The organism is Mesorhizobium sp. FG116 (assembly GCF_057809835.1).
In genome coordinates, this window is the sequence record NZ_JBMDKS010000028.1 from 22821 (window position 1) to 42589 (window position 19769).

At 59.8% G+C, this 19769-nt stretch carries 18 protein-coding genes; 2 read left to right on the forward strand and 16 right to left on the reverse strand.

The features are described 5' to 3' along the window. Nucleotides 1-138: 138 nt before the first annotated feature. From ACODTY_RS19195 to ACODTY_RS19265, 15 genes are all read right to left on the reverse strand, one after another. Complete coding sequence (locus tag ACODTY_RS19195; RefSeq protein WP_488995807.1) at nucleotides 139-459, reverse strand: DMT family transporter; 321 nt, start codon at nucleotides 457-459, stop codon at nucleotides 139-141. Between the two features lie 226 nt (nucleotides 460-685). Then, nucleotides 686-808, reverse strand: a complete 123-nt coding sequence (locus tag ACODTY_RS19200) for an MFS transporter small subunit (protein ID WP_488995808.1) — start codon at nucleotides 806-808, stop codon at nucleotides 686-688. Between the two features lie 18 nt (nucleotides 809-826). Continuing rightward, nucleotides 827-2209, reverse strand: a complete 1383-nt coding sequence (locus ACODTY_RS19205) for an L-lactate MFS transporter (RefSeq protein ID WP_488995809.1) — start codon at nucleotides 2207-2209, stop codon at nucleotides 827-829. Nucleotides 2210-2435: 226 nt separating this feature from the next. Continuing rightward, nucleotides 2436-3230, reverse strand: a complete 795-nt coding sequence (locus ACODTY_RS19210; protein WP_488995810.1) for an FAD binding domain-containing protein — start codon at nucleotides 3228-3230, stop codon at nucleotides 2436-2438. Nucleotides 3231-3242: 12 nt separating this feature from the next. After that, nucleotides 3243-5591: a xanthine dehydrogenase family protein molybdopterin-binding subunit gene (locus ACODTY_RS19215; protein ID WP_488995811.1), complete on the reverse strand. Its 2349-nt coding sequence runs from the start codon at nucleotides 5589-5591 to the stop codon at nucleotides 3243-3245. A gap of 118 nt (nucleotides 5592-5709) precedes the next feature. Next, nucleotides 5710-6210, reverse strand: coding sequence for a (2Fe-2S)-binding protein (locus tag ACODTY_RS19220; RefSeq protein WP_488995812.1), 501 nt, complete (start codon nucleotides 6208-6210; stop codon nucleotides 5710-5712). A 180-nt stretch (nucleotides 6211-6390) separates the two neighbouring features. After that, on the reverse strand, nucleotides 6391-7239 hold the full coding sequence (gene tatC, locus ACODTY_RS19225) for a twin-arginine translocase subunit TatC (RefSeq protein ID WP_488995813.1): 849 nt from the start codon (nucleotides 7237-7239) through the stop codon (nucleotides 6391-6393). Continuing rightward, entirely contained in the window at nucleotides 7236-7982 is a 747-nt protein-coding gene (gene tatB / locus ACODTY_RS19230) for a Sec-independent protein translocase protein TatB (RefSeq protein WP_488995814.1), read from the reverse strand. Before tatB ends, tatC begins: the two co-directional genes overlap by 4 nt. A gap of 32 nt (nucleotides 7983-8014) precedes the next feature. Next, nucleotides 8015-8236 (reverse strand): twin-arginine translocase TatA/TatE family subunit, encoded by a 222-nt coding sequence (locus ACODTY_RS19235; protein ID WP_488995815.1) that lies wholly within the window; start codon nucleotides 8234-8236, stop codon nucleotides 8015-8017. A 168-nt stretch (nucleotides 8237-8404) separates the two neighbouring features. After that, on the reverse strand, nucleotides 8405-9148 hold the full coding sequence (gene scpB / locus ACODTY_RS19240) for an SMC-Scp complex subunit ScpB (protein WP_488995842.1): 744 nt from the start codon (nucleotides 9146-9148) through the stop codon (nucleotides 8405-8407). Further along, nucleotides 9148-9945: a segregation and condensation protein A gene (locus tag ACODTY_RS19245; protein ID WP_488995843.1), complete on the reverse strand. Its 798-nt coding sequence runs from the start codon at nucleotides 9943-9945 to the stop codon at nucleotides 9148-9150. The genes scpB and ACODTY_RS19245 overlap by 1 nt, the downstream gene beginning before the upstream one ends. Before the next feature lie 69 nt (nucleotides 9946-10014). Beyond that, nucleotides 10015-11034 (reverse strand): beta-N-acetylhexosaminidase, encoded by a 1020-nt coding sequence (nagZ, locus tag ACODTY_RS19250; protein WP_488995816.1) that lies wholly within the window; start codon nucleotides 11032-11034, stop codon nucleotides 10015-10017. Nucleotides 11035-11153: 119 nt separating this feature from the next. Further along, nucleotides 11154-14180, reverse strand: a complete 3027-nt coding sequence (locus tag ACODTY_RS19255; RefSeq protein ID WP_488995817.1) for an SPOR domain-containing protein — start codon at nucleotides 14178-14180, stop codon at nucleotides 11154-11156. A 103-nt stretch (nucleotides 14181-14283) separates the two neighbouring features. Then, nucleotides 14284-16041, reverse strand: a complete 1758-nt coding sequence (gene argS, locus ACODTY_RS19260) for an arginine--tRNA ligase (protein ID WP_488995818.1) — start codon at nucleotides 16039-16041, stop codon at nucleotides 14284-14286. A gap of 62 nt (nucleotides 16042-16103) precedes the next feature. Then, the gene (locus tag ACODTY_RS19265) at nucleotides 16104-17333 is read right to left on the reverse strand and encodes a deoxyguanosinetriphosphate triphosphohydrolase (protein ID WP_488995819.1); all 1230 of its coding nucleotides are present in this window, start codon (nucleotides 17331-17333) and stop codon (nucleotides 16104-16106) included. A gap of 95 nt (nucleotides 17334-17428) precedes the next feature. On the opposite strand from ACODTY_RS19265, the gene erpA reads away from it, so the two are divergent. Together erpA and ACODTY_RS19275 are read left to right on the forward strand one after the other, a co-directional pair. Then, the gene (erpA, locus tag ACODTY_RS19270; protein ID WP_488995820.1) at nucleotides 17429-17776 is read left to right on the forward strand and encodes an iron-sulfur cluster insertion protein ErpA; all 348 of its coding nucleotides are present in this window, start codon (nucleotides 17429-17431) and stop codon (nucleotides 17774-17776) included. A gap of 2 nt (nucleotides 17777-17778) precedes the next feature. Beyond that, complete coding sequence (locus ACODTY_RS19275; protein ID WP_488995821.1) at nucleotides 17779-18162, forward strand: VOC family protein; 384 nt, start codon at nucleotides 17779-17781, stop codon at nucleotides 18160-18162. Between the two features lie 46 nt (nucleotides 18163-18208). On the opposite strand, the gene ACODTY_RS19280 is transcribed toward ACODTY_RS19275, so the two are convergent. After that, nucleotides 18209-19693, reverse strand: a complete 1485-nt coding sequence (locus ACODTY_RS19280) for a nucleobase:cation symporter-2 family protein (protein ID WP_488995822.1) — start codon at nucleotides 19691-19693, stop codon at nucleotides 18209-18211. Nucleotides 19694-19769: the final 76 nt, after the last annotated feature.

A 19769-nucleotide genomic window follows, 5' to 3' on the forward strand; every position in this document is an offset into this window, starting at 1 on the left:
GCGCGTGTTGGCCTCCAACGCGCCGGCCTTTTTATTCCCGCTGCACTGAGGATCGAGACCCAGTCATGGTAGAGACCATGACTGGGTAAAGCTTGGTAGGCCTGGTCCAGGCCGCTATCGAAACCCCAGGACCCTGACCTAGTGCGAGCTCGACAGCTTCATCATCACGAGGCCTGAGACTATCAGGGTTGCCGCCAGCACGCGCATCGGTGTGATCGGTTCATTCAACACTGCAATGCCGACAACGAAAGCGCCAACGGCGCCGATGCCGGTCCAGATCGTGTAAGCGGTTCCGAGAGGCAATGACCTCATAGAAATCGAAAGCAAGCCAAAGCTGGCGATCATGGCAATCAGTGTGACGACGGAGGGCGTCAGAAGGGTGAAGCCCTCTGACTTCTTCATGTAGAAGGCCCAGACGACTTCAAGAAATCCGGCAACGACAAGATAGACCCAAGCCATAGAGCGGCTCTCCTTTTTCAAGGCCGGGCCGTCCCGGACATTTTTCCCGATATGGGGAGGTCGTTCCTCTTGGCCATCAATTTATGTGATTCAGCCGATCTCGCAAGACATTGCGATGCATAGCTGTCATGCCCGCCCTGTCGCGAGCTCGAACCGTTTTGGCAAAAAAGAATCGGCGGCCGGAGAAACCCGACCGCCGATCCCAAGACTGGTCCTTGCGCCTATTCTATTTGAACAGTTGCAAAGCGTTGAGCAACGTCTGCGAAACTCCCCACAGCAGAGGAATACCCACAAACCCCCACGCCATGACAAGCTGCGCTTTAGTGGTTTGGCTATCATGTGATTGCATGATCAAATCTCCTATCCGTTACGCGGTTGCCGCGGACATCGCCCGATCATCAGCCTTCATGTGATAGCGTTCGTTGACCGCCTTGACGAAGAAGTTGCAGACCAGCCCGATTACGAACAATCCTGCCATGATGTACATGGTGGTGTTGTAGGCATCCGCCTTCGGCACGTTGTGTGTGACGTTATATTCCCGGATATAATTCACCAACACCGGCCCAAAGATGCCTGCGGCTGACCATGCGGTGAGCAGCAGGCCGTGGATAGCGCCCACATAACGGACGCCAAACATGTCGCGCAGATAAGCCGGCACCGTCGAGAACCCTCCGCCGTACATCGAGATGATGATGCAGAAGCAGAGCGCAAAGCCGGCGACACTGCCGATCGAGCCCATGTAGGGCACCAAGCAATAGAGGGTAAATCCAAGCACCATGAAGACAAAGTGGGTGTTGCGGCGACCCAGATAGTCCGACGTCGTCGCCCAAGCGAAACGCCCACCCATGTTGAACAGGCTCATCAAGCCGACGAGGCCGGCTGCGGCGATCGGCGTGATCTGGCCGGGGAACATTTCCTGGCTCATTGCCGAGGCCTGGCCAAGCACGCCGATACCTGCCGTGGTGTTGACGCACAGAACCACCCAGATCAGCCAGAATTGCGGCGTCTTCAGCGCGTCGTAAACGTAGACGTTGTTGCTGGAGATCAGCTTGTTGGCCTTGGGCGCTACATAGCCTTCAGGCTTCCAGTTATCCGGGGGGACGCGGACGATGATCGAGCCGATCACCATGAACACGAAATAGACCACGCCCAGTACAAGGAACGTCTCCATGACGCCAATGTGCGTTTCGGTGGTGAACTGCTTCATCAGCCACACCGACAGCGGGGATGCGATGAACGCGCCGCCGCCAAAGCCCATGATCGCCATTCCGGTTGCCATGCCAGGACGGTCAGGGAACCACTTGATCAGCGTCGAGACGGGCGAGATGTAGCCAATGCCGAGCGCGATGCCACCCAGAACGCCATAGCCCAGATAGATCAGCCATAGATTATGGATTGCCACGCCGGCCGCGGAAATAAGGAACCCGCCCGCCCAGCAGCATGCGGCCGTGAACATGGCCTTGCGAGGACCGCCCTCCTCGACCCAGCGGCCGAAAACCGCCGAAGCCACGCCGAGGAAGAAAATGGCAATAGAAAATATCCAGCCCAGTTCCGTCAGCTTCCAGTCATCCGGAGCCGAATCAGTAATGCCGATGAGCTTTGTCATCGGCAGGTTAAACACGCTGTAGGCGTAGGCCTGGCCAATACACAAGTGAACACAAAGTGCGGCTGGCGGTACCATCCACCGGCTATAGCCCGGCCGCGCTACGGTGCGCGATCGGCTAAACCAATTCTCGGCCTGCGTTGCCATGCTTCCCTCCAAGATGATTCTTGTTTTTGTTGGACTCGCCGCACGGCTTGATCTGGGCCGTCCGGCGCAATCGGTCGCGTCACGATATGGTCGCTCTACGATACGATCGCGCAACGATATATTCGTGCTGTTTCGCTGCAATACGACGATGGTCGAACTTAGTCTGTGGTGGAAATAACAAAGGCCGGTGCTGAGCACCGGCCTTTTTCAACCGAATCAGGGCGGATCAGGCGTTGGCTGCCGCTACCGCGCGACGCGCCATGACCACGATCAAATGAGCGCGATAGTCCGCAGACGCGTGCATGTCGCTCATCAAGGCTTTTGCCGGAACCTTTACCGAAGCCAACGCTGCTGCGTCGAACTGTTTGGCAAGAGCCGCTTCCAATTCCCTGGATCGGAAAACGCCGTCGTCGCCCGCGCCGGTGACGGCGACGCGCACGCCGTCAGCGCCCTTGGCCACGAACACGCCGACAATGGCGTAACGCGAGGCCGGGTTGCGGAACTTTTCATAGGCGGCCTTGGCCGGCGCTCTGAAGGTGACGGCCGTGACGATTTCGCCGTCCTTTAGCGCCGTCTCGAACAAGCCGGTGAAGAACTTGTCCGCCGCGATCTGGCGCTTGTTGGTGACGATGGTCGCCCCAAGCGCCAGCATGGCGGACGGATAGTCTGCCGCCGGATCATTGTTGGCGATCGAACCGCCTATGGTGCCTCTGTGGCGCACGGCCGGATCGCCGATCATCGAGGCAAGATGCGAGAGCGCCGGACACGCCTTGGCAAGCTTGTCGCTGGTGGCAACCTCGTAGTGCGTGGTAGCGGCGCCTATGGTGACCGTCTTGCCTGACACCTTGATGCCCTTCAGCGCATCGATGCGGGCAATGTCGACCAGATCCGAAGGCGCGGCTAGCCGCGTCTTCATGGCCGGGATCAGCGTCATTCCGCCAGACACGAGTTTCGCCTCGCCCTTGGCGAGTTTGGCCGCATCAGCAACGGAGGCAGCGCGGTGATAATTGACCGAATACATGATCGTGCCTCCTCAGTGTTTCGCCGACCGGATTGCCGCCCACACCTTTTGCGGTGTTGCCGGCATGGTCAGGTTTTCTGTACCTATGGCGTCGGTGATGGCGTTGATAACGGCCGGCGGCGCGCCAATCGCGCCTGCTTCGCCGCAACCCTTGATGCCAAGAGGATTGGACGGAGACGGCGTATTGGACGTCGAAAGCTTGTAAGAGGGCACGTCGCCGGCACGCGGCATGGTGTAATCCATGTAGCTCGCCGTCAGAAGCTGGCCGCTGGCATCGTAGTTCGCGCCTTCCAGGATGGCCTGTCCGATACCCTGCGTGACGCCGCCATGGACCTGGCCCTCGACAATCATCGGATTGATGATGTTGCCGAAATCATCGGCCGCCACGAACTGGACGATGTCGGTCTGGCCGGTCTCCGGGTCGATCTCCACCTCGCAGATGTAGCAGCCGGCCGGGAAGGTGAAATTGGCCGGATCGTAGAAAGCGGTTTCCTTCAGGCCAGGCTCCATTCCACCGGGGAGATTGTGCGCCGTGTAGGCCGCGAGAGCCATCTGGAACCACGGCACGTTCTTGTCCGTGCCCGCCACCTTCAAGGCGCCGTTCTCGATGACGATGTCGGCCTCGTCGGCCTCCATCAGATGGGCCGCAATCTTCTTTGCCTTGGCCTCGACCTTGTCGAGAGCCTTGACGATGGCGCTCATGCCGACGGCGCCTGAACGGGAGCCGTAGGTGCCCATGCCCATCTGCACCTTGTCGGTGTCGCCGTGAACGATGGAGATGGAGTCCAGCGGAACCGACAGACGCTCTGCAACCAATTGCGCAAAGGTCGTCTCATGGCCCTGGCCGTGGCTGTGCGATCCAGTGAGGACCTCGATGGTGCCGACGGCGTTGACGCGTACCTCCGCAGACTCCCAAAGGCCTACGCCGGCGCCGAGCGAACCGACGGCGGCAGACGGTGCGATGCCGCAAGCTTCAATGTAGCAGGAAAAGCCCATGCCGCGCAGCTTGCCGGCCTTCTTCGCCTTTTCACGGCGCTTCTCGAAGCCTGCATAGTCCGCGCCCTTCATCGCGGTATCCAGTGACGTCGCGAAGTCGCCGGCGTCGTAGCACATGATGACCGGCGTCTGGTGCGGGAAGGCCTTGATGAAGTTCTTGCGCCGCAATTCCGCCGGTGACACACCGAACTGGCGTGCCGAGACTTCCATCATGCGTTCGACGAGATAGGCCGCTTCAGGCCGCCCTGCCCCGCGATAGGCATCCACCGGCGCGGTGTTGGTGTAGATGGCCTTCACGTTCGCATGGATGGCCGGAATGTCGTACTGGCCCGACAAGAGCGTCGCATAGAGATAGGTCGGTGTTGCGGACGAGAACAGCGACATGTAGGCGCCGAGATTGGCCTTGGTCTCCACCTTGAAGCCGAGGATCTTGTGATCCTTGTCGAAAGCCATTTCAGCGTGAGTGTGATGGTCGCGGCCGTGGGCATCCGTCAGGAAGCTTTCGGTGCGGTCAGCAACCCATTTGACCGGCACGCCCGTCTTCTTCGATGCCCATAGGCAAACGAGCTCCTCTGGATAAATATAGATCTTCGAGCCGAAACCGCCGCCGACATCAGGCGCGATGACACGCAGCTTGTTTTCAGGGGCGACGTTATAGAACGCGCTCATGACAAGGCGGGCGACGTGCGGATTCTGCGAGGTGGTCCAGCAAGTGTAATGGTCTTCCGCCTTGTCGTAGTGGCCAAGAGCGGCACGCGGCTCCATGGCGTTTGGAACCAGGCGGTTGTTGATGACATCCATCTTTACGACATGGGCCGCCTTCTTGAAGGCGGCAGCAGTCTCGTCAGCGTTGCCGATGTCCCAATCAAAGATGAGATTGTTTTCGGCCTCGGGATGGATCTGCGGCGCACCCTTGTCCATCGCCTTTGAAGCGTCTGTGACAGCCTTCAGTTCCTTATAGGTGATCTCAACCGCCTCGGCCGCGTCACGCGCCTGGGCCTTGGTATCCGCCACCACAATCACCACGGCATCGCCGACATAGCGGACCTTGTCGACGGCAAGCGGCGACCAGGCGCCCATCTTCATCGGTGAGCCATCCTTGGAGTGGATCATCCAGCCGCAAATGAGGTTGCCGATACCGTCAGCCTTGAGTTCTTTGCCGGTCAACACGCCGATGACGCCTGGCATCGCCTGCGCCGCCTTGACGTCGATCTTCTTTATCTGTGCATGCGCGTGCGGGCTGCGCACGAACATTGCATGCTTCATGCCAGGCACCACCATGTCGTCGACATAGCGGCCGGATCCGGTGATGAACCTTTTGTCTTCCTTGCGCGAAACCCGCGCGCCGACGCCTTCAATACCCATCAGAGTTCTCCTCCAGAACTTTCGGTAAGGGAGTACGGGAGCAGGCAATAAGGCAGCAGGGAAATCGAAGCGATCGTCCCTTCTACTGCCTTACTCCCATACTGCCCTAGTCCCTTCTTTAAGCTGCCTTTTTCGCCCTGCCCTTCGAGGCCTTGGACATCGTCTTCGATGCGGCGAGCACCGCCTTGACGATGTTGTGGTAGCCGGTGCAGCGGCAAATATTGCCCTCAAGCTCAGCTCGCACGGTCGCCTCGTCCAACCCTTCGGGATGGCGTGCAATCATGTCGACGGTGGTCATGATCATGCCAGGCGTGCAAAATCCGCACTGCAGGCCATGATGTTCCTTGAAGGCAGCCTGCACGGGATGCAGGTCTCCGCCACTGGCGAGGCCTTCGATGGTCAGCACATCGGAACCGGATGCCTGCGCGGCGAGCATCGAGCAGGACTTAACCGCCTTGCCATCCACATGGACGACGCAGGCTCCGCACTGTGACGTGTCGCAGCCGACATGAGTGCCAGTGAGACCCACGTGCTCCCGCAGGAAGTGCACCAGAAGCGTTCGATCCTCGACGGATGCGCTGACCCGCCTCCCGTTTACCGTCAACGATACTTCCGACATGGAGCCTCCCCTGGGTGTTTAACCTTGGTGCACGGCGTCCGACTAAAACGCCGGTGAAGCGTTATTCTTATACCCAATAACGCTAACGACAATAGCCATCGTTCACGCGCACACGTAAACTTGAGCTATCCCAAGGTCTGACACTGGAGGTTGCAGGATGTTCTGGTCGAACGGTCGGAGCTAAGCGGATGTTTCCGGCGACGATTGGTCGGAATCGGCAGTCTCTTCTTGGCGCGCGGCTTCTTCCTTCGCACGCGTGCGCTCTATCATCCGCGCGGTAATGATCGATATTTCGTAGAGAATGATCGTAGGCAGCGCGAGGCCGATCTGGCTAAGCGGATCGGGCGGCGTGAGCACAGCCGCAACCACGAATGCGATAACGATCGCCCATTTGCGTTTCTCAGCCAGTGCCTTCGAGGTCAAAAGCCCGACACGCGCCATAAGACTGGTGACCACCGGCAACTGGAACACAAGGCCGAAGGAAAAGATCAGCGTCATGATAAGGCTGAGGTATTCCGATACCTTAGGCAGAAGCGAAATCTGAACCTGATCTGCGCCCCCGGTCTGCTGCATGGCGAGGAAGAACCACATCACCATGGGTGTGAAGAAGAAATAGACCAGCGACGCGCCGAGCAGGAACAGCAACGGCGAGGCAACAAGAAATGGCAGAAAGGCGGCACGTTCGTTCCTGTAGAGGCCCGGCGCAATGAATTTATAGATCTGCGTCGCGATCAAAGGAAAAGCGATGACCATGCCGCCGAACATCGCAAGCTTGATTTGAGTGAAGAAGAATTCCTGCGGCGCCGTGTAGATAAGCTCTACCTTTTGCGGATCGAGACCGGCCCATTGTGTCGCCCACTTGAACGGCACGACAAGCAGATTGAACAGTTGCTTGGCGAACAAGAAGCAGACAAGGAAAGCGATGAAGAAGCCGCCGATCGACCAGATCAGCCGCTTGCGCAATTCGATCAGGTGCTCGATCAGCGGCGCCGATGATTTTTCGATTTCGTCCTGCTCAGTCGAACTCACTTCGGCGCCCTCGCGGGTTTCGTTGCGGGTTTGGCCGGCTTTGCAGCGACCTTTGCGGGTGTCTTGGTGGCGGCGACACTTTTAGCGGCGGGCTTTGCCGTCTTTGTTCCGGCTGGCTTGGAGGAACTGGCCGCCTTTGCGGCTGCCGGGGAACTCGACTTTGCAGGCGTTTTCGTCGGCGACGTCTTGGCAGGCGTAGGCTTAGCAGCAGCCGCTTTCGCAGTCGCTGGCTTGGTCACCTTAGGTGCTTGCTTTGCCGCCTCGCCGGTGGATGGCACGGGCGCTGTTGTCGACGCGTCCGTCATCGGAGGAAATGTCGGCGGGGCCGGCATCGCGTCAGGGCCACCGGGCACGTCAACGCCGTTCTTGAACGTTTCCGCAGGCTGAGCCTCAGCAACCGTCGTTGCGGGCGTCTCCGTTGATGTTTCAGCCAACTTGGACTTCATTGCGTTGTCGAGGCCCGCGCGCACATCCGCAGCGGCCTGTTCGAACGGATTCAACTGCTTGCGGATTTCAGCCGCCGGATTGAGGCTGCGCAGCGACTCCACCGACTTCTTGACATCGTCAAGCTCGGCTTCTTTCAAGGCATCGTTGAACTGCTTTTGAAAATCATTGGCCATGCCGCGCATCTTGGTCATCATGCGACCGAAGGTGCGCAGCATCTGGGGCAAATCCTTCGGCCCGACGACCACGATCATAACGACCGCGATCACCAGCATTTCGGACCAGCCGACATCAAGCATGGCAATTCAACCTGACTAGCACCGAAGCGGAATCAGCCCTTGGTGGCTTTTTCCTTGGAAGGCGAAACGGTCTCGTCAGCGCGGTGCTCGACGGTGCGCTTGTCTTCCGCAACTTCGTCGTCAGCCATGCCCTTCTTGAAGCTCTTGATGCCCTTGGCCATGTCGCCCATCAGCTCGGGGATCTTGCCGCGGCCGAAGACCAGCAACACGATCACCAGCACGATCAACCAGTGCCAAATCGAAAACGAACCCATTGCACTCTCTCTCGAATGTTTTCCCAGATGCTGATCTATGCGTTTTCGTGTCTGGTTTCAAACACAACTGGCGCAATGTTCACGAATGGTTGTCCGATGTCACGCAGTTTCGAAACCGCCCAGTGCTTTAAATCGCCGCACGGTGGTTTTCGCGACGCTTTCCTGCCCTCAATCGTCCGTGACGCGCGGGGTCAGCAGGCCGAGTTCCTCAAGGTCGATGTCAGTCAACGCATCTTCGTCCTCGGTCAGCACATCGGCATCGGCTGGCGGCAACGGAACGGAGAAATTGGCCGGCATACGCGTTGAAAGCAGGCCGGCGCCTTTCAATTCGTCGATACCCGGCAAGTCACGTAGCTCCTCGAGGGAGAAGTGATCAAGAAACTCGTCCGTAGTGCCGTAAGTTACGGGGCGACCGGGCGTACGGCGGCGACCGCGCATGCGCACCCACTCAGTCTCCATAAGCGTGTCGAGCGTACCCTTTGAAGTTTCGACGCCGCGAATATCTTCGATCTCGGCGCGCGTGACAGGCTGATGGTAGGCGATGATGGCCAAAACCTCGAGGGCGGCGCGCGACAGCTTTCGTTGCTGCACGGTATCCCGGCTCATCAGGAAAGCCAGGTCCCCCGCAGTGCGGAACGCCCACGCATCGGCCACGCGGACCAGATTAACCCCACGGCGCGAATAAATCTGCTGCAGTTCGCGCATCGTCGCCTCAATGTCGGCGCCTTCGGGCAAACGCGAGGCGATCTGCTTTTCGCTAACCGGCTCGGCGCTGGCAAAGACTATGGCCTCGGCCATGCGCACCACTTCGGCCAAATGCAGGCGTGCAGCAGGGTTTTCCATCGGACTGGCTTCGTCCAGGTCGTCGCCGATCTTGAACGGGATCACCGATGCGTTGGCGCTGTCGTTCATCATGCTACCTCGACCGCCTTGGCGTTCTGGCTGCGACCACGAAGATAGATTGGCGCGAATGCCTCCTGCTGGCGTACTTCAAGCTTGCCCTCGCGGACAAGTTCAAGCGAAGCAGCGAAGGAGCTGGCGACAGCAGTTCGCTTTTCCCCGGGTGACGCCAGATATTCGACGAGGAAGCTGTCCAGTACTGTCCAGTCCTGCAACGAGCCGACAAGCCGGGTGAGGATGTCGCGCGCCTGCTTGAGCGACCAGACACCGCGCTTGGCGATCTGTACATTGGTGATGGCCTGACGCTGACGCTGGGAGGCATACGCGGTCAAAAGATCGTACAACGTCGCCGAATACTGGTTACGCTTTTCTACAATCACCAGTTCAGGCAGGCCACGTGCGAATACATCGCGACCGAGACGGTTGCGGTTGACAAGCCGGGCAGCAGCGTCACGCATTGCCTCAAGGCGGCGCAAGCGGAACTGCAGCACAGCCGCGAGCTCCTCACCGCTCTCCCCTTCGTCTCCCGGTTGCTTGGGGATCAGCAACTTCGATTTCAGGAAAGCAAGCCAGGCTGCCATGACCAGATAGTCGGCGGCCAATTCAAGCCGCACGGCGCGCGCCTTATCGATGAAGGCCAGATATTGCTCGACCAAGGCAAGGATGGATATACGGGCGAGATCGACCTTCTGATTGCGCGCCAGATGCAGCAGCAGATCAAGAGGCCCCTCGAAACCGTTGACATCGACCACCAGTTCGGGGTCGCCGGTCAAGCGGGTCTCATCGTTTTCCGCCCACAGGCGGTCCATGGGCGCAGCTTTCTCAGCCTTCTGGTCTGCCGTCTGCGCCACTGTCCTTTTGCTCCCCGCGCAGCGGCCCTATGCCACCGCCTTGAAATATTCCCCGAATTCGGCGCGCAGGTCCGCCTCGTCGGCCTTGTCCTGCCCATTGACCGAGGCGATTGCGCGCTTGGCCCGCTTCAGCGCTTCACCTTCCAGGGGCCTGGCGCGCGAGGCTATCGCCCGCATTTCGTCCATTTCCCCGTTGCAGTGAAGAACCAGATCGACCCCGGCTGCAAGGATGGACGCCGCCTTTGTCTGGAAATCCCCAGAAAGTGCCTTCATCGACGTGTCGTCGCTCACCAGCAAGCCGTCAAAGCCAATCTCACCGCGAATGATCTCTTCAACCACCTTGCCGGACGTCGTCGCCGGAGCATCCGGGTCAATGGCGCTGAAAATCACGTGCGCCGTCATGGCTATCGGCAAGTCGTTCAACGCCTTGAACGGGGCAAAATCGTGTCTGCGCAGATCATCTAACCGCGTGTGGACAGTGGGCAATTCGAAATGGGTGTCGGCGGCTGCGCGGCCGTGGCCGGGAATGTGCTTCATGACTGGCAGCACCCCGCCCGACATCAGACCCTCAGCTACCGCACGGCCGAGGGCGATGACGCTCGACGGCTCCTTGCCATAGGCGCGCGCGCCGATGACCTCGCTTGCGCCCTCTACCGGTACGTCAAGCACCGGCACACAGTCCGCGTTGATGCCGTAGCGCATCAGGTCGAAGGCATGCAGCCGGGCCAGCAACCAGGCCGCGCGCAGACCGGCCTCCCTGTCGTCGCGGTAGAGAGCACCGAGGGCCGCACCGGCGGGATAGTTGGGCGCCAAAGGTGGACGCAGACGCTGCACCCTCCCCCCTTCCTGATCGATGAAGACCGGCGCATCTGGGCGATCGACGCTGTCGCGCATCGACGCGACCAGATCACGGATCTGTTCGGGTTCGCTGATGTTGCGTGCAAACAGGATGAAGCCCCAAGGGCGCTCTCCCCGGTAAAATGAGATTTCGTCGCGGGACAGGGATCTGCCGAGACAACCGAGGATAAGTGTCTGTGATTCGCTCATGAGAGGATACTAGAGTTTTCCAACTCGAAAGGGAATCGCCGGCATTTCAGTTGTTAAAGGGTGCGAAAACGAAGAAGCCGGCGCTATGCGCCGGCTTCTGTTCGATCAGGAAGCAGTGACTACTTCGAAACGAAGCAGTTGCCGCCTGCCGCCTTGTAGTTCTCACACAAGCTGATGGCTTCATTGCGCGAGCTTGCCGCGACACGGACGCGGTAGAACGTGCCCTTGCCAGCCACTTCGGCCTTGACGATGTTGACGCTGCGGCCCTCAAGCACAGAAGAGTAGCGCCGCGCCAGATCCTGATAAGTCGACTGCGCGCTTTCGACACTCGGCTGCGATGCGATCTGCATCGACCAGGAACCTGCCGCTGCTGCCCCACCAGCCGGATCGACGGCTGCCACTTGATCTGGCTTTACCTCGCCGACGATATCCACCGGCTGCTCGGCCGGGCGCTGCGGAGCAACAGGAGCAAGCGCAGGCGTAACTGCGGATTGGGCAGCAGGTTGCGGAACCTTAGGCTGAGCGGCCACTGCAGGAACCGGCTCCGCAGCAGCAGCGGGTGCCTGGCTCGGCTGCGTTCCTGTTTCAGGAGACACCGCGCCGGTCTGATCGTCGGTGGTCGGATTGACTACCAGTTGCGGCGCCGGATCGACCGGCTCAGTAGCTGCGACCTGTGCCGCGGCAGGCTGCGGTTCTTCTCGCGGAACGAGCGAACCATCCGGCTTCACAATCATCGTGCGCACCTTGCGCGGCGTAACCAGCGCAACCTCGGATTGGTCGGCCGTATCAGCCTGCACGGCAGCGGGCGCTATGCGGTCTTCCGACTTGGCGGAAGGCTGCGCTGTCGCTACGTCGTCGGCCGCCGGAGCGGGCTCCACAACGCGAGCCTCAGGAGCTTTTGCCGCGACGTCGACAGGCTCCTCGGCGTCGGTGACCAGTTTATCCTGTTCAGGTGCCGCCGGCTTGGTGCCTTTTGCCACCATGTCGTAAACCTTGTTGTCCTGGTTCGGGACAACCGTGCCGCCGGGATTCTCCGGCTTGACCTTGATGGGGTTATCATCGGCCTTGACCAGCACCGGTGCGCCTGATCCACCATCCCCGCCAAACGACAGCGCGAAGGCGCCGATGCCGCCGATAAGCGCCACCGCGCCAACCAGCGCGGCAACCATCATGGCACGCTTGCGTGGCTGAGGAGCAGCAGCCGCTTCCGTCGGGTCGGGAAGCGACATGTCGTCATCAAAATCAGGATCGAAGGCGAGGTCGTCATCGCTCGACACGTCCTGCGCTCCAAGCGGCTTGCTGCCCGGCAGATCGTCGATGTCGAGGCCGGCAAGCGCCGGATCGTCGTAGTCGTTGCCGATGGCTGCCGCCTGGGTTCCGTGAGTCTTCGAATAGGCTGACGCGCCTGCCTCCGCCTGCTTGTAGTCAGGCTTGTACGCATCACTTGCGTAAGCCGCAGTGTGCGCGGCAGCAGGCTCCTGCGCGTTCATCTCGGTAAGCAGGGTGGTGAACTCGGCTTCGAGGTCGTCATAGATCGGCTTGTCAGCGTTTTCGCTTTCAAACGGCACCTCGGGAATATCGAGGTCATCGGCGAGCGCCACGACACGTTCGGGCACATCCACGGTTTCGACATCCGGCGCTTCGTCATAGACGGGTGCAGCAGGCGCCGTTTCGACAACCTCATATGCCTCTGCCTCTGCCTCGGCGGCAGCATCGCCTTCGGCGGACAGATCCGCTGCATCGAAGGAAACGTCATATGCGGCAGGAATCTCATATTCCGGCTGGCTGGTGGAAAAAGCGTCCGGTTCGACCGGGTCCGCGCTGGCGACCGGCTGCGCGGGGGCAGCCTGGGGCTGGATGTATGGCGTGCCCCGGTTCCAGATGCGGCCCGATGCGGCTGCACCGGCAACAGGTGCGGCGGCGGCCAGCCATTTCAGCGCTTCGACAGGGTCGTCAGCGGGAGGAGCGGATTGCTCAGCCACTACATCCTGATCTTCGACCTGCTCGACTTCGCTTTGCTCCGCAATAGCCGTTTCGAAGCTGGAGCGATCGAATTCGATCTCCGGAGCCTCATCCGCATCGCCTTCTGCGACAGCAGCGAATTCCGTGGTGTCTGCCTCATCATCGGCAGCAACACCCTCTGCGTCGAGTTCCTCCAGAAGATCGGCATCAAGATCATCCGATGCCGAGTGCTCCAAGGATTCCGATTGCACCTCCACAAGCTCTTCAACTGGCGACCAGTCCGTCTCGGCAGCCGCGACCTGTTCTGCCGGTGCGACATCGTCATGGTGCTGGACGGGCAGAGGCCGCGCCGACATCTGGTTGAGCAGCGCGTTCAACTCGTCTTCAAGGCTATCGCCCCGAGCGGCTACCGGCTCGGCTGACGGCTCAATGTAGGGAGATGCCTCTTCCTGCGCAGTCTCTTCGAAGGGAGCTTCGTCCGCAGCTTCCACGACAGATAGCGCCGGCTCATCGGCGATGGCGTCATCCGTAAATTCGGGAGACTCGAGTTCCCGGGCGGCCAGCGCGCCGGTTTCAGCCGGGCGCGCGTCAAAATCCATATCGACATCGGCCATCGCCATGTCGAAATCGGCCTCGAAATCATCGGCGGACGGACCACTGGCGGGAGCTTCGCTGGCCTCCGTCAGGTCGAAATCAACACGATCGAAATCGCCTGAGACCTCATCGACCTCATCATCGTATGCGCGGCTATCGGACTGGAGTTCAAAACCGCCGACACTGTTGTCGGCCACGGACGAATGTGCGTCCTCAGAGCCAAGAACAGCCTCGCCGGACAGTTCTGCATCGTCCAGGACGAGGTCGTCGTCGAACTCGAAGTCCTGGTCAAGCACACCGGCGGAATCGTCATCGGCGGCCGCCTCTGCACCGCCATCAGTGCCGTAGCGAGGACCCGCCGGATCGGCGTCAACAGCAGCCACGGGCTCGTCTGCCTCACCGAATTCGCCCATCAACTCCTTTTCGAGATCGATTGCGAAATCATCGACGCCATCAGCCTGCGCCGACGCGTTCTGCTGATTGACCGGCACACGCGGGTCAAAGCCCATGATTCTGGTCAGTTCCGCGAAGGGATCATCCTCGGAGATCTCGTCGCGGCCCGTTGTCCTCAACTGGGTTCTCTCTGCCATCGTCGTTCCCGAACTCACACTCTATCGGACGCCATCAACGTCGCGCAAGGTTGGCCCCTACCAGCGCAATGTGGGCAAAAGGTGACAGGTCTATTAGCGAAATCTAACGCATTTCCGTCGGCGCGTCCGCGCCAATGAGCGTTAGACCGGACATCAAAATGTCCGATACAGCCTGCACCAGCCCTAGTCTGGCATACGTCAATTGTGGGTCGTTAACCTTAACAAACCGTAAGTCCGGGTTATCTGTACCTCTATTCCAGTGCGAGTGGAACGTACTTGCCAAGTCATACATGTAGAATGCCAGCCTGTGCGGCTCGAGTACAAGTGCCGATTGCTCTATCAATCGCGGATACTCTGCCATCTTCCTGATAAGGCCGATTTCACCCTCGTCCTTCAGGTTGGAAACGGCGGCGGCAAGCTTTGCCCGGTCGAAATCGGAAGTGCCCAACTGTTCGCGAGCCTGCCGGAATACGGAGTGGCACCGTGCGGACGCATACTGCACGTAAAAGACCGGATTGTCCTTCGACTGCTCCGTCACTTTGGCAAAATCGAAGTCAAGCGGCTCGCTGTTCTTCCGATAGAGCATCATGAAGCGGATGGGGTCGCGGCCAACCTCGTCGACCACGTCACGCAGCGTGACGAATTCCCCTGCCCGCTTCGACATACGAACCGGCTCGCCATCGCGGAACAATTTGACGAGATTGCAGAGCAGAATCGTGACCTCAAGCTTGTCGCCGGCGATCGCCTTGCCCAATGCTTCCATGCGCTTGACGTAGCCGCCATGGTCAGCGCCGAGAATGAAGATCACCTGCTCGAAGCCGCGTGCATATTTGTCCTTCATGTAGGCGACATCGGCAGCAAAGTAGGTGTAGGCGCCATCCGACTTGATCAGCGGACGGTCCATATCGTCCCCAACCTCGGTCGAGCGGAACAGGGTCTGCTCGCGATCTTCCCAATCATCGCTCTTTTCGCCCTTGGGCGGCGGCAACTTGCCCTTGTAGACATGCCCCTTGAGGGTCAGGTCATTGATGGCCGAGCGTATTGCCTTCGCGTTCTCGGCGTGAAGCGAACGCTCCGAGAAGAAGACATCATGCCTGACGTTGAGGGCGGCAAGGTCCTCGCGAATCATCGCCATCATCGCGTCGATGGTGCGATCCTTGACGATGGCGAGCGCCTCTTCCTCGGGCATCTGATTGAGATCGCGACCAAACTCCTTTGCCAAGGCCTGCCCGACCGGCACAAGGTAATCACCCGGATAAAGGCCTGGCGGGATTTCACCGATCGTCTCGCCAAGCGCTTCGCGATAACGCAGCATGACCGAGCGCGCCAACACGTCGATCTGCGCGCCAGCGTCGTTGATGTAGTATTCCCTGGTGACGTCATAACCGGCGAAAGCCATGATACTGGCGAGCGCATCGCCCACCACCGCGCCACGGCAATGGCCGACATGCATCGGCCCGGTCGGGTTGGCCGAGACGTACTCGACATTGACCTTGCGGCCTTGTCCTATCTGAGACCGACCGTAGTTCGTGCCTTCGGCGAGCAAACCGACCAGATGCGTATGCCAAAAGGCTTCGGTAAGACGCAAATTGACAAAGCCCGGTCCTGCAACTTCGGCACTTGCGACATCGGCGTCCGCTCGCAATGCCTCAACGATCTTTTCGGCGAGAGCGCGGGGATTCTGGCCCGTTGGCTTGGCCAGAACCATCGCGGCATTGGTGGCGAGGTCGCCATGGCTGGAGTGGCGTGGCGGCTCGACGGCAACGCGCGAAACGTCAAGCGCTGCACCTTCTTTGTCTTTCAAACCAAGGGCTTCTACGGCTTTTATAATTCGCGCGTTGAAATCGGCGAAGATGTTCATGGGAAAAGCTCTGATGGAGTGTAACGAAACCAGCCCATTGGCCAGCAAAAATCGCGTTCGGCCTAACTCAAATCGGGCGTGTGGTCAAACAGACGCCGGTGTTCCTTCAAGGCATAGGTGTCGGTCATTCCGGCAAGAAAATCGGCGACGTGGCGTGCCTTGACGCGATCTTCGGCCCGATCAAGGCCTTCGCGCCAACCGTCCGGCATGGCGCGCGGATCGTTGAAATAGACATCGAAAAGGTCACGGACAATTCTTTCCGCATCGACGCGCACCCGCATGACTTCCGGATGCCGATAGAGACGGGCGTATAGAAATGCCTTCAACTCCTTTTCCTGAGCTGTCATTGCGGAGGTGAATGTAACAATTGCTTCGCCGGCGGCTCTTACCGCATCGGCGCTGCCTGGCTTCAGGCGGCCAAGATTTGCACTTGCAGCCGCAATCACGTCTTCAACCATCAAAGTTATCTGGCGGCGCATCAACTCATGGCCGGTGCGCACAGGGTCGAGCGCCGGATATCGCTTGCGCACGTCCCGAAGAATCGCGCCCGACAACCCAACTTCTTCCAGCATTTCGAGAGTAAGCAGCCCTGCCCTCAGGCCGTCGTCGATGTCATGCGTGTTGTAGGCAATGTCATCGGCAATGGCGGCACATTGGGCTTCGATGCCGGCGAAACAGTCGAGTTCCAGGTCGTGCAGTTCGTTATAGGCCCTGATTGTTGGGGGAACCGGTCCATGCAGGCCGTTGCCGCGACGGTCGATCAACGGACCGTTGTGCTTGACCAGACCTTCAAGTGCTTCCCAAGTCAGGTTCAGCCCGTCGAAATCAGCATAGCGATGCTCGAGCCGGGTCACGATACGCAACGACTGGGCGTTGTGGTCAAACCCGCCCCAGGAGACCATCTTGTCGTTCAGCGCGTCCTCGCCGGTGTGACCGAATGGTGTGTGGCCGAAATCATGGACAAGGGCCACCGCCTCGGCGAGATCCTCATCGCCGCGCAAGGCGCGCGCCAGGGCCCGCGCGATCTGTGCGACCTCTATCGAATGAGTGAGCCTTGTTCGGTAGTGATCGCCTTCGTGGGCGATAAAAACCTGGGTTTTGTGCTTGAGACGGCGAAAGGCGGTTGAATGGATGATGCGGTCGCGGTCGCGCTGGAATGGCGTGCGGGTCGGGCTTTCACTCTCGTCGAACAATCGACCGCGAGAGCGGGATGGATCGGTGGCATAAGGCGCTCTCGGCCGGTAACCAAAACCGATATCGCCGAGCCCTTGCTCGCCCTGCCGCTCGCTCATGTCTTCACCATTGCGTCACCCGGTCTTGCCAACTTGTTGACTTGGCGACAAGAGCTTCATACCTATCAGTAAGATTGAAACGCAAGGTGACGCCCATGGGCGCGGATGCAAAGACTGCCATGAAGGTTGACGTGACCGATGCCGCCTTCAGGCGCATTGCCAAGATCATGGCCAGCGAACCGGGCAAAATCGCCTTGCGGGTTTCGGTCGAGGGCGGCGGCTGCTCCGGATTTTCCTACAAATTCGACCTCGTCGAAAGCCGGAACGATGACGACGTCGCCATAGAGCAGGACGGCGCCACCGTTCTGATCGACGATCTGTCGCTTGTTTACATGGGCGGTTCGGTAATCGATTTCGTTGATGACCTGATGGGCCAGTCGTTCCAGATCAAGAACCCCAACGCCGTCGCGTCCTGCGGCTGCGGCACCAGTTTCTCCGTATAGACATGCCAACGGTTGGCGCGGTCCGTCAGGTCGCGCTGTCATCGGGACGCGATCTCGATGCGACGCTGGATTTCTGGCGCGATGTTCTCGGCCTTTCCGTCCACGCCCGCTACGATCCCCCCGGCATCGCATTTATAATGGTTCATGGCGTACGGCTGTTCTTTACCGATGGCGTGCCGCCAGGAACCGTCTATCTCGACATGAGCGAGCTTGACGCTTTCCACGCCGCCGCAAACGCTGCCGGCGTGCCTTTCACCGCCGCACCCTCGCTTGTCCATCATGACAAGGAAGGCCGGTTCGGACCGGCCGGAGAGTTTGAGTGGATGGCGTTCCTCAAAGATCCTGCCGGCAACACGATCGGCTTGGTCGAACGCCGCCCGAATTGAAAAAGCCGCCTCTCGGCGGCCCTTTCGTTGGCAATGCCTTCAAATTCTAGGCTTCGGCGGACATGGCCGCTTCACGCAAGCCTTCCGCGTCACCGGTCGCGCCATTGAAAACAAGATTGAGCGCAACCGACGCGATCGAGGCCAGCAGGATGCCCGAATCGACCAGCGGGCCAATGGTCTTGGGCAGCCACATATGGAAATCAGGCGCAACGACCGGGATCATGCCAAAGCCAAGCGAAATGGCGACGATGAACAGGTTGTTGCGGTTGCGCTTGAAGTCCACGGCCGAGAGAATGCGGATGCCGGTCGCGGCAACCATGCCGAACATGACGATGCCGGCACCGCCCAGAACCACGGTTGGCAAAGCCTCCACCAGCGCCCCCATCTTCGGTATGAGGCCGAGCACCACCATGATGACGCCGCCGGCAACGCAGACAAAGCGGCTGCGGATGCCGGTAACCCCGACAAGGCCGACGTTCTGCGAGAAGCTGGTGTAAGGGAAAGTGTTGAAGATGCCGCCAAGCATGGTGCCTAGACCATCCATCCTGAGGCCTGCCGACAACATGGGCCGGGTGATCTTCTTGTCGGTCATTTCGCCCAAGGCCAGGAACATGCCGGTCGATTCGATCATCACCACGACCATGACGAGCACCATGGTGAGGATCAGTACCGGATCGAAGATCGGAGCGCCGAAATGGAAAGGCATGATGGGGGCGAACCACGCGGCGCTCGCCACCTTTTCGAAATGCATCATGCCGAGAGACGCGGCGATCAGACCGCCGACGACGATGCCGACCAGAACCGCGACGTTCGACAGGAAACCCCTGGCATAGCGGGCAACGCCAATGATGACGGCCAGAACCACGAGCGACAACAAAATGTTGGACATCGGCGCATAGGCTGCGTTGGGCACAGTTGGCGCCAGAGCAAGGCCGGCTGGCAGGGCGGGAACCGTCGAGCCGGCGGCGGTTGCGGCCTCGGTTACCGATTGCAGCCAAGCGGCATGCTCGGGATTGACGATTTTCGGCGCCGTCGGGCCGACAGGCAGGCCGAAAATCCAGTTGATGCCGATCTTCATCAATGAGACGCCAATGACTAGGATAATGGTTCCCGTCACCACAGGCGGAAACAGCTTCAGCATGCGGCTGACGAAAGGCGCGATAAGAATTGTGATGATGCCGGCACCGATGATGGCGCCAAAGATCATGCGCGCGCCTTCGACACCGGGATTTGCCACAGCCATCGACACCATCGGGCCCACCGCCGCGAACGTGACGCCCATCATGACTGGAAGCTTGATGCCAAACCATTGCGTGGCGCCAAGCGATTGCAGGATCGAAGCGATGCCGCAGACAAACAGATCGGCCGAAATCAGGAATGCGACGTCAGCCGGCTCAAGTTGAAGCGCCCTGCCCACAATGAGCGGTACGGCGATGGCGCCGGCGTACATGACCAGAACATGCTGCAGGCCGAGCGTGAACAATCTCGGTGCCGGCAAGACCTCGTCGACGGGATGCGTTGTTTGCGACATGGTTTCCTCCTCCCCAGTCGCGCCGCAGTTGGAAATCGGATTTCATCGACCGCGGCGATAGTGCAGGATCGACTCG

Coding starts and splice junctions, on each gene's coding strand:
- ACODTY_RS19195 (WP_488995807.1), bottom strand. CDS start 459: ATGGCTTGGGTCTATCTTGTCGTTGCCGGATTTCTTGAAGTCGTCTGG.
- ACODTY_RS19200 (WP_488995808.1), bottom strand. CDS start 808: ATGCAATCACATGATAGCCAAACCACTAAAGCGCAGCTTGTCATGGCG.
- ACODTY_RS19205 (WP_488995809.1), bottom strand. CDS start 2,209: ATGGCAACGCAGGCCGAGAATTGGTTTAGCCGATCGCGCACCGTAGCG.
- ACODTY_RS19210 (WP_488995810.1), bottom strand. CDS start 3,230: ATGTATTCGGTCAATTATCACCGCGCTGCCTCCGTTGCTGATGCGGCC.
- ACODTY_RS19215 (WP_488995811.1), bottom strand. CDS start 5,591: ATGGGTATTGAAGGCGTCGGCGCGCGGGTTTCGCGCAAGGAAGACAAA.
- ACODTY_RS19220 (WP_488995812.1), bottom strand. CDS start 6,210: ATGTCGGAAGTATCGTTGACGGTAAACGGGAGGCGGGTCAGCGCATCC.
- tatB (WP_488995814.1), bottom strand. CDS start 7,982: ATGCTTGATGTCGGCTGGTCCGAAATGCTGGTGATCGCGGTCGTTATG.
- ACODTY_RS19235 (WP_488995815.1), bottom strand. CDS start 8,236: ATGGGTTCGTTTTCGATTTGGCACTGGTTGATCGTGCTGGTGATCGTG.
- scpB (WP_488995842.1), bottom strand. CDS start 9,148: ATGAACGACAGCGCCAACGCATCGGTGATCCCGTTCAAGATCGGCGAC.
- ACODTY_RS19245 (WP_488995843.1), bottom strand. CDS start 9,945: ATGGACCGCCTGTGGGCGGAAAACGATGAGACCCGCTTGACCGGCGAC.
- nagZ (WP_488995816.1), bottom strand. CDS start 11,034: ATGAGCGAATCACAGACACTTATCCTCGGTTGTCTCGGCAGATCCCTG.
- ACODTY_RS19255 (WP_488995817.1), bottom strand. CDS start 14,180: ATGGCAGAGAGAACCCAGTTGAGGACAACGGGCCGCGACGAGATCTCC.
- argS (WP_488995818.1), bottom strand. CDS start 16,041: ATGAACATCTTCGCCGATTTCAACGCGCGAATTATAAAAGCCGTAGAA.
- ACODTY_RS19265 (WP_488995819.1), bottom strand. CDS start 17,333: ATGAGCGAGCGGCAGGGCGAGCAAGGGCTCGGCGATATCGGTTTTGGT.
- erpA (WP_488995820.1), top strand. CDS start 17,429: ATGGGCGCGGATGCAAAGACTGCCATGAAGGTTGACGTGACCGATGCC.
- ACODTY_RS19275 (WP_488995821.1), top strand. CDS start 17,779: ATGCCAACGGTTGGCGCGGTCCGTCAGGTCGCGCTGTCATCGGGACGC.
- ACODTY_RS19280 (WP_488995822.1), bottom strand. CDS start 19,693: ATGTCGCAAACAACGCATCCCGTCGACGAGGTCTTGCCGGCACCGAGA.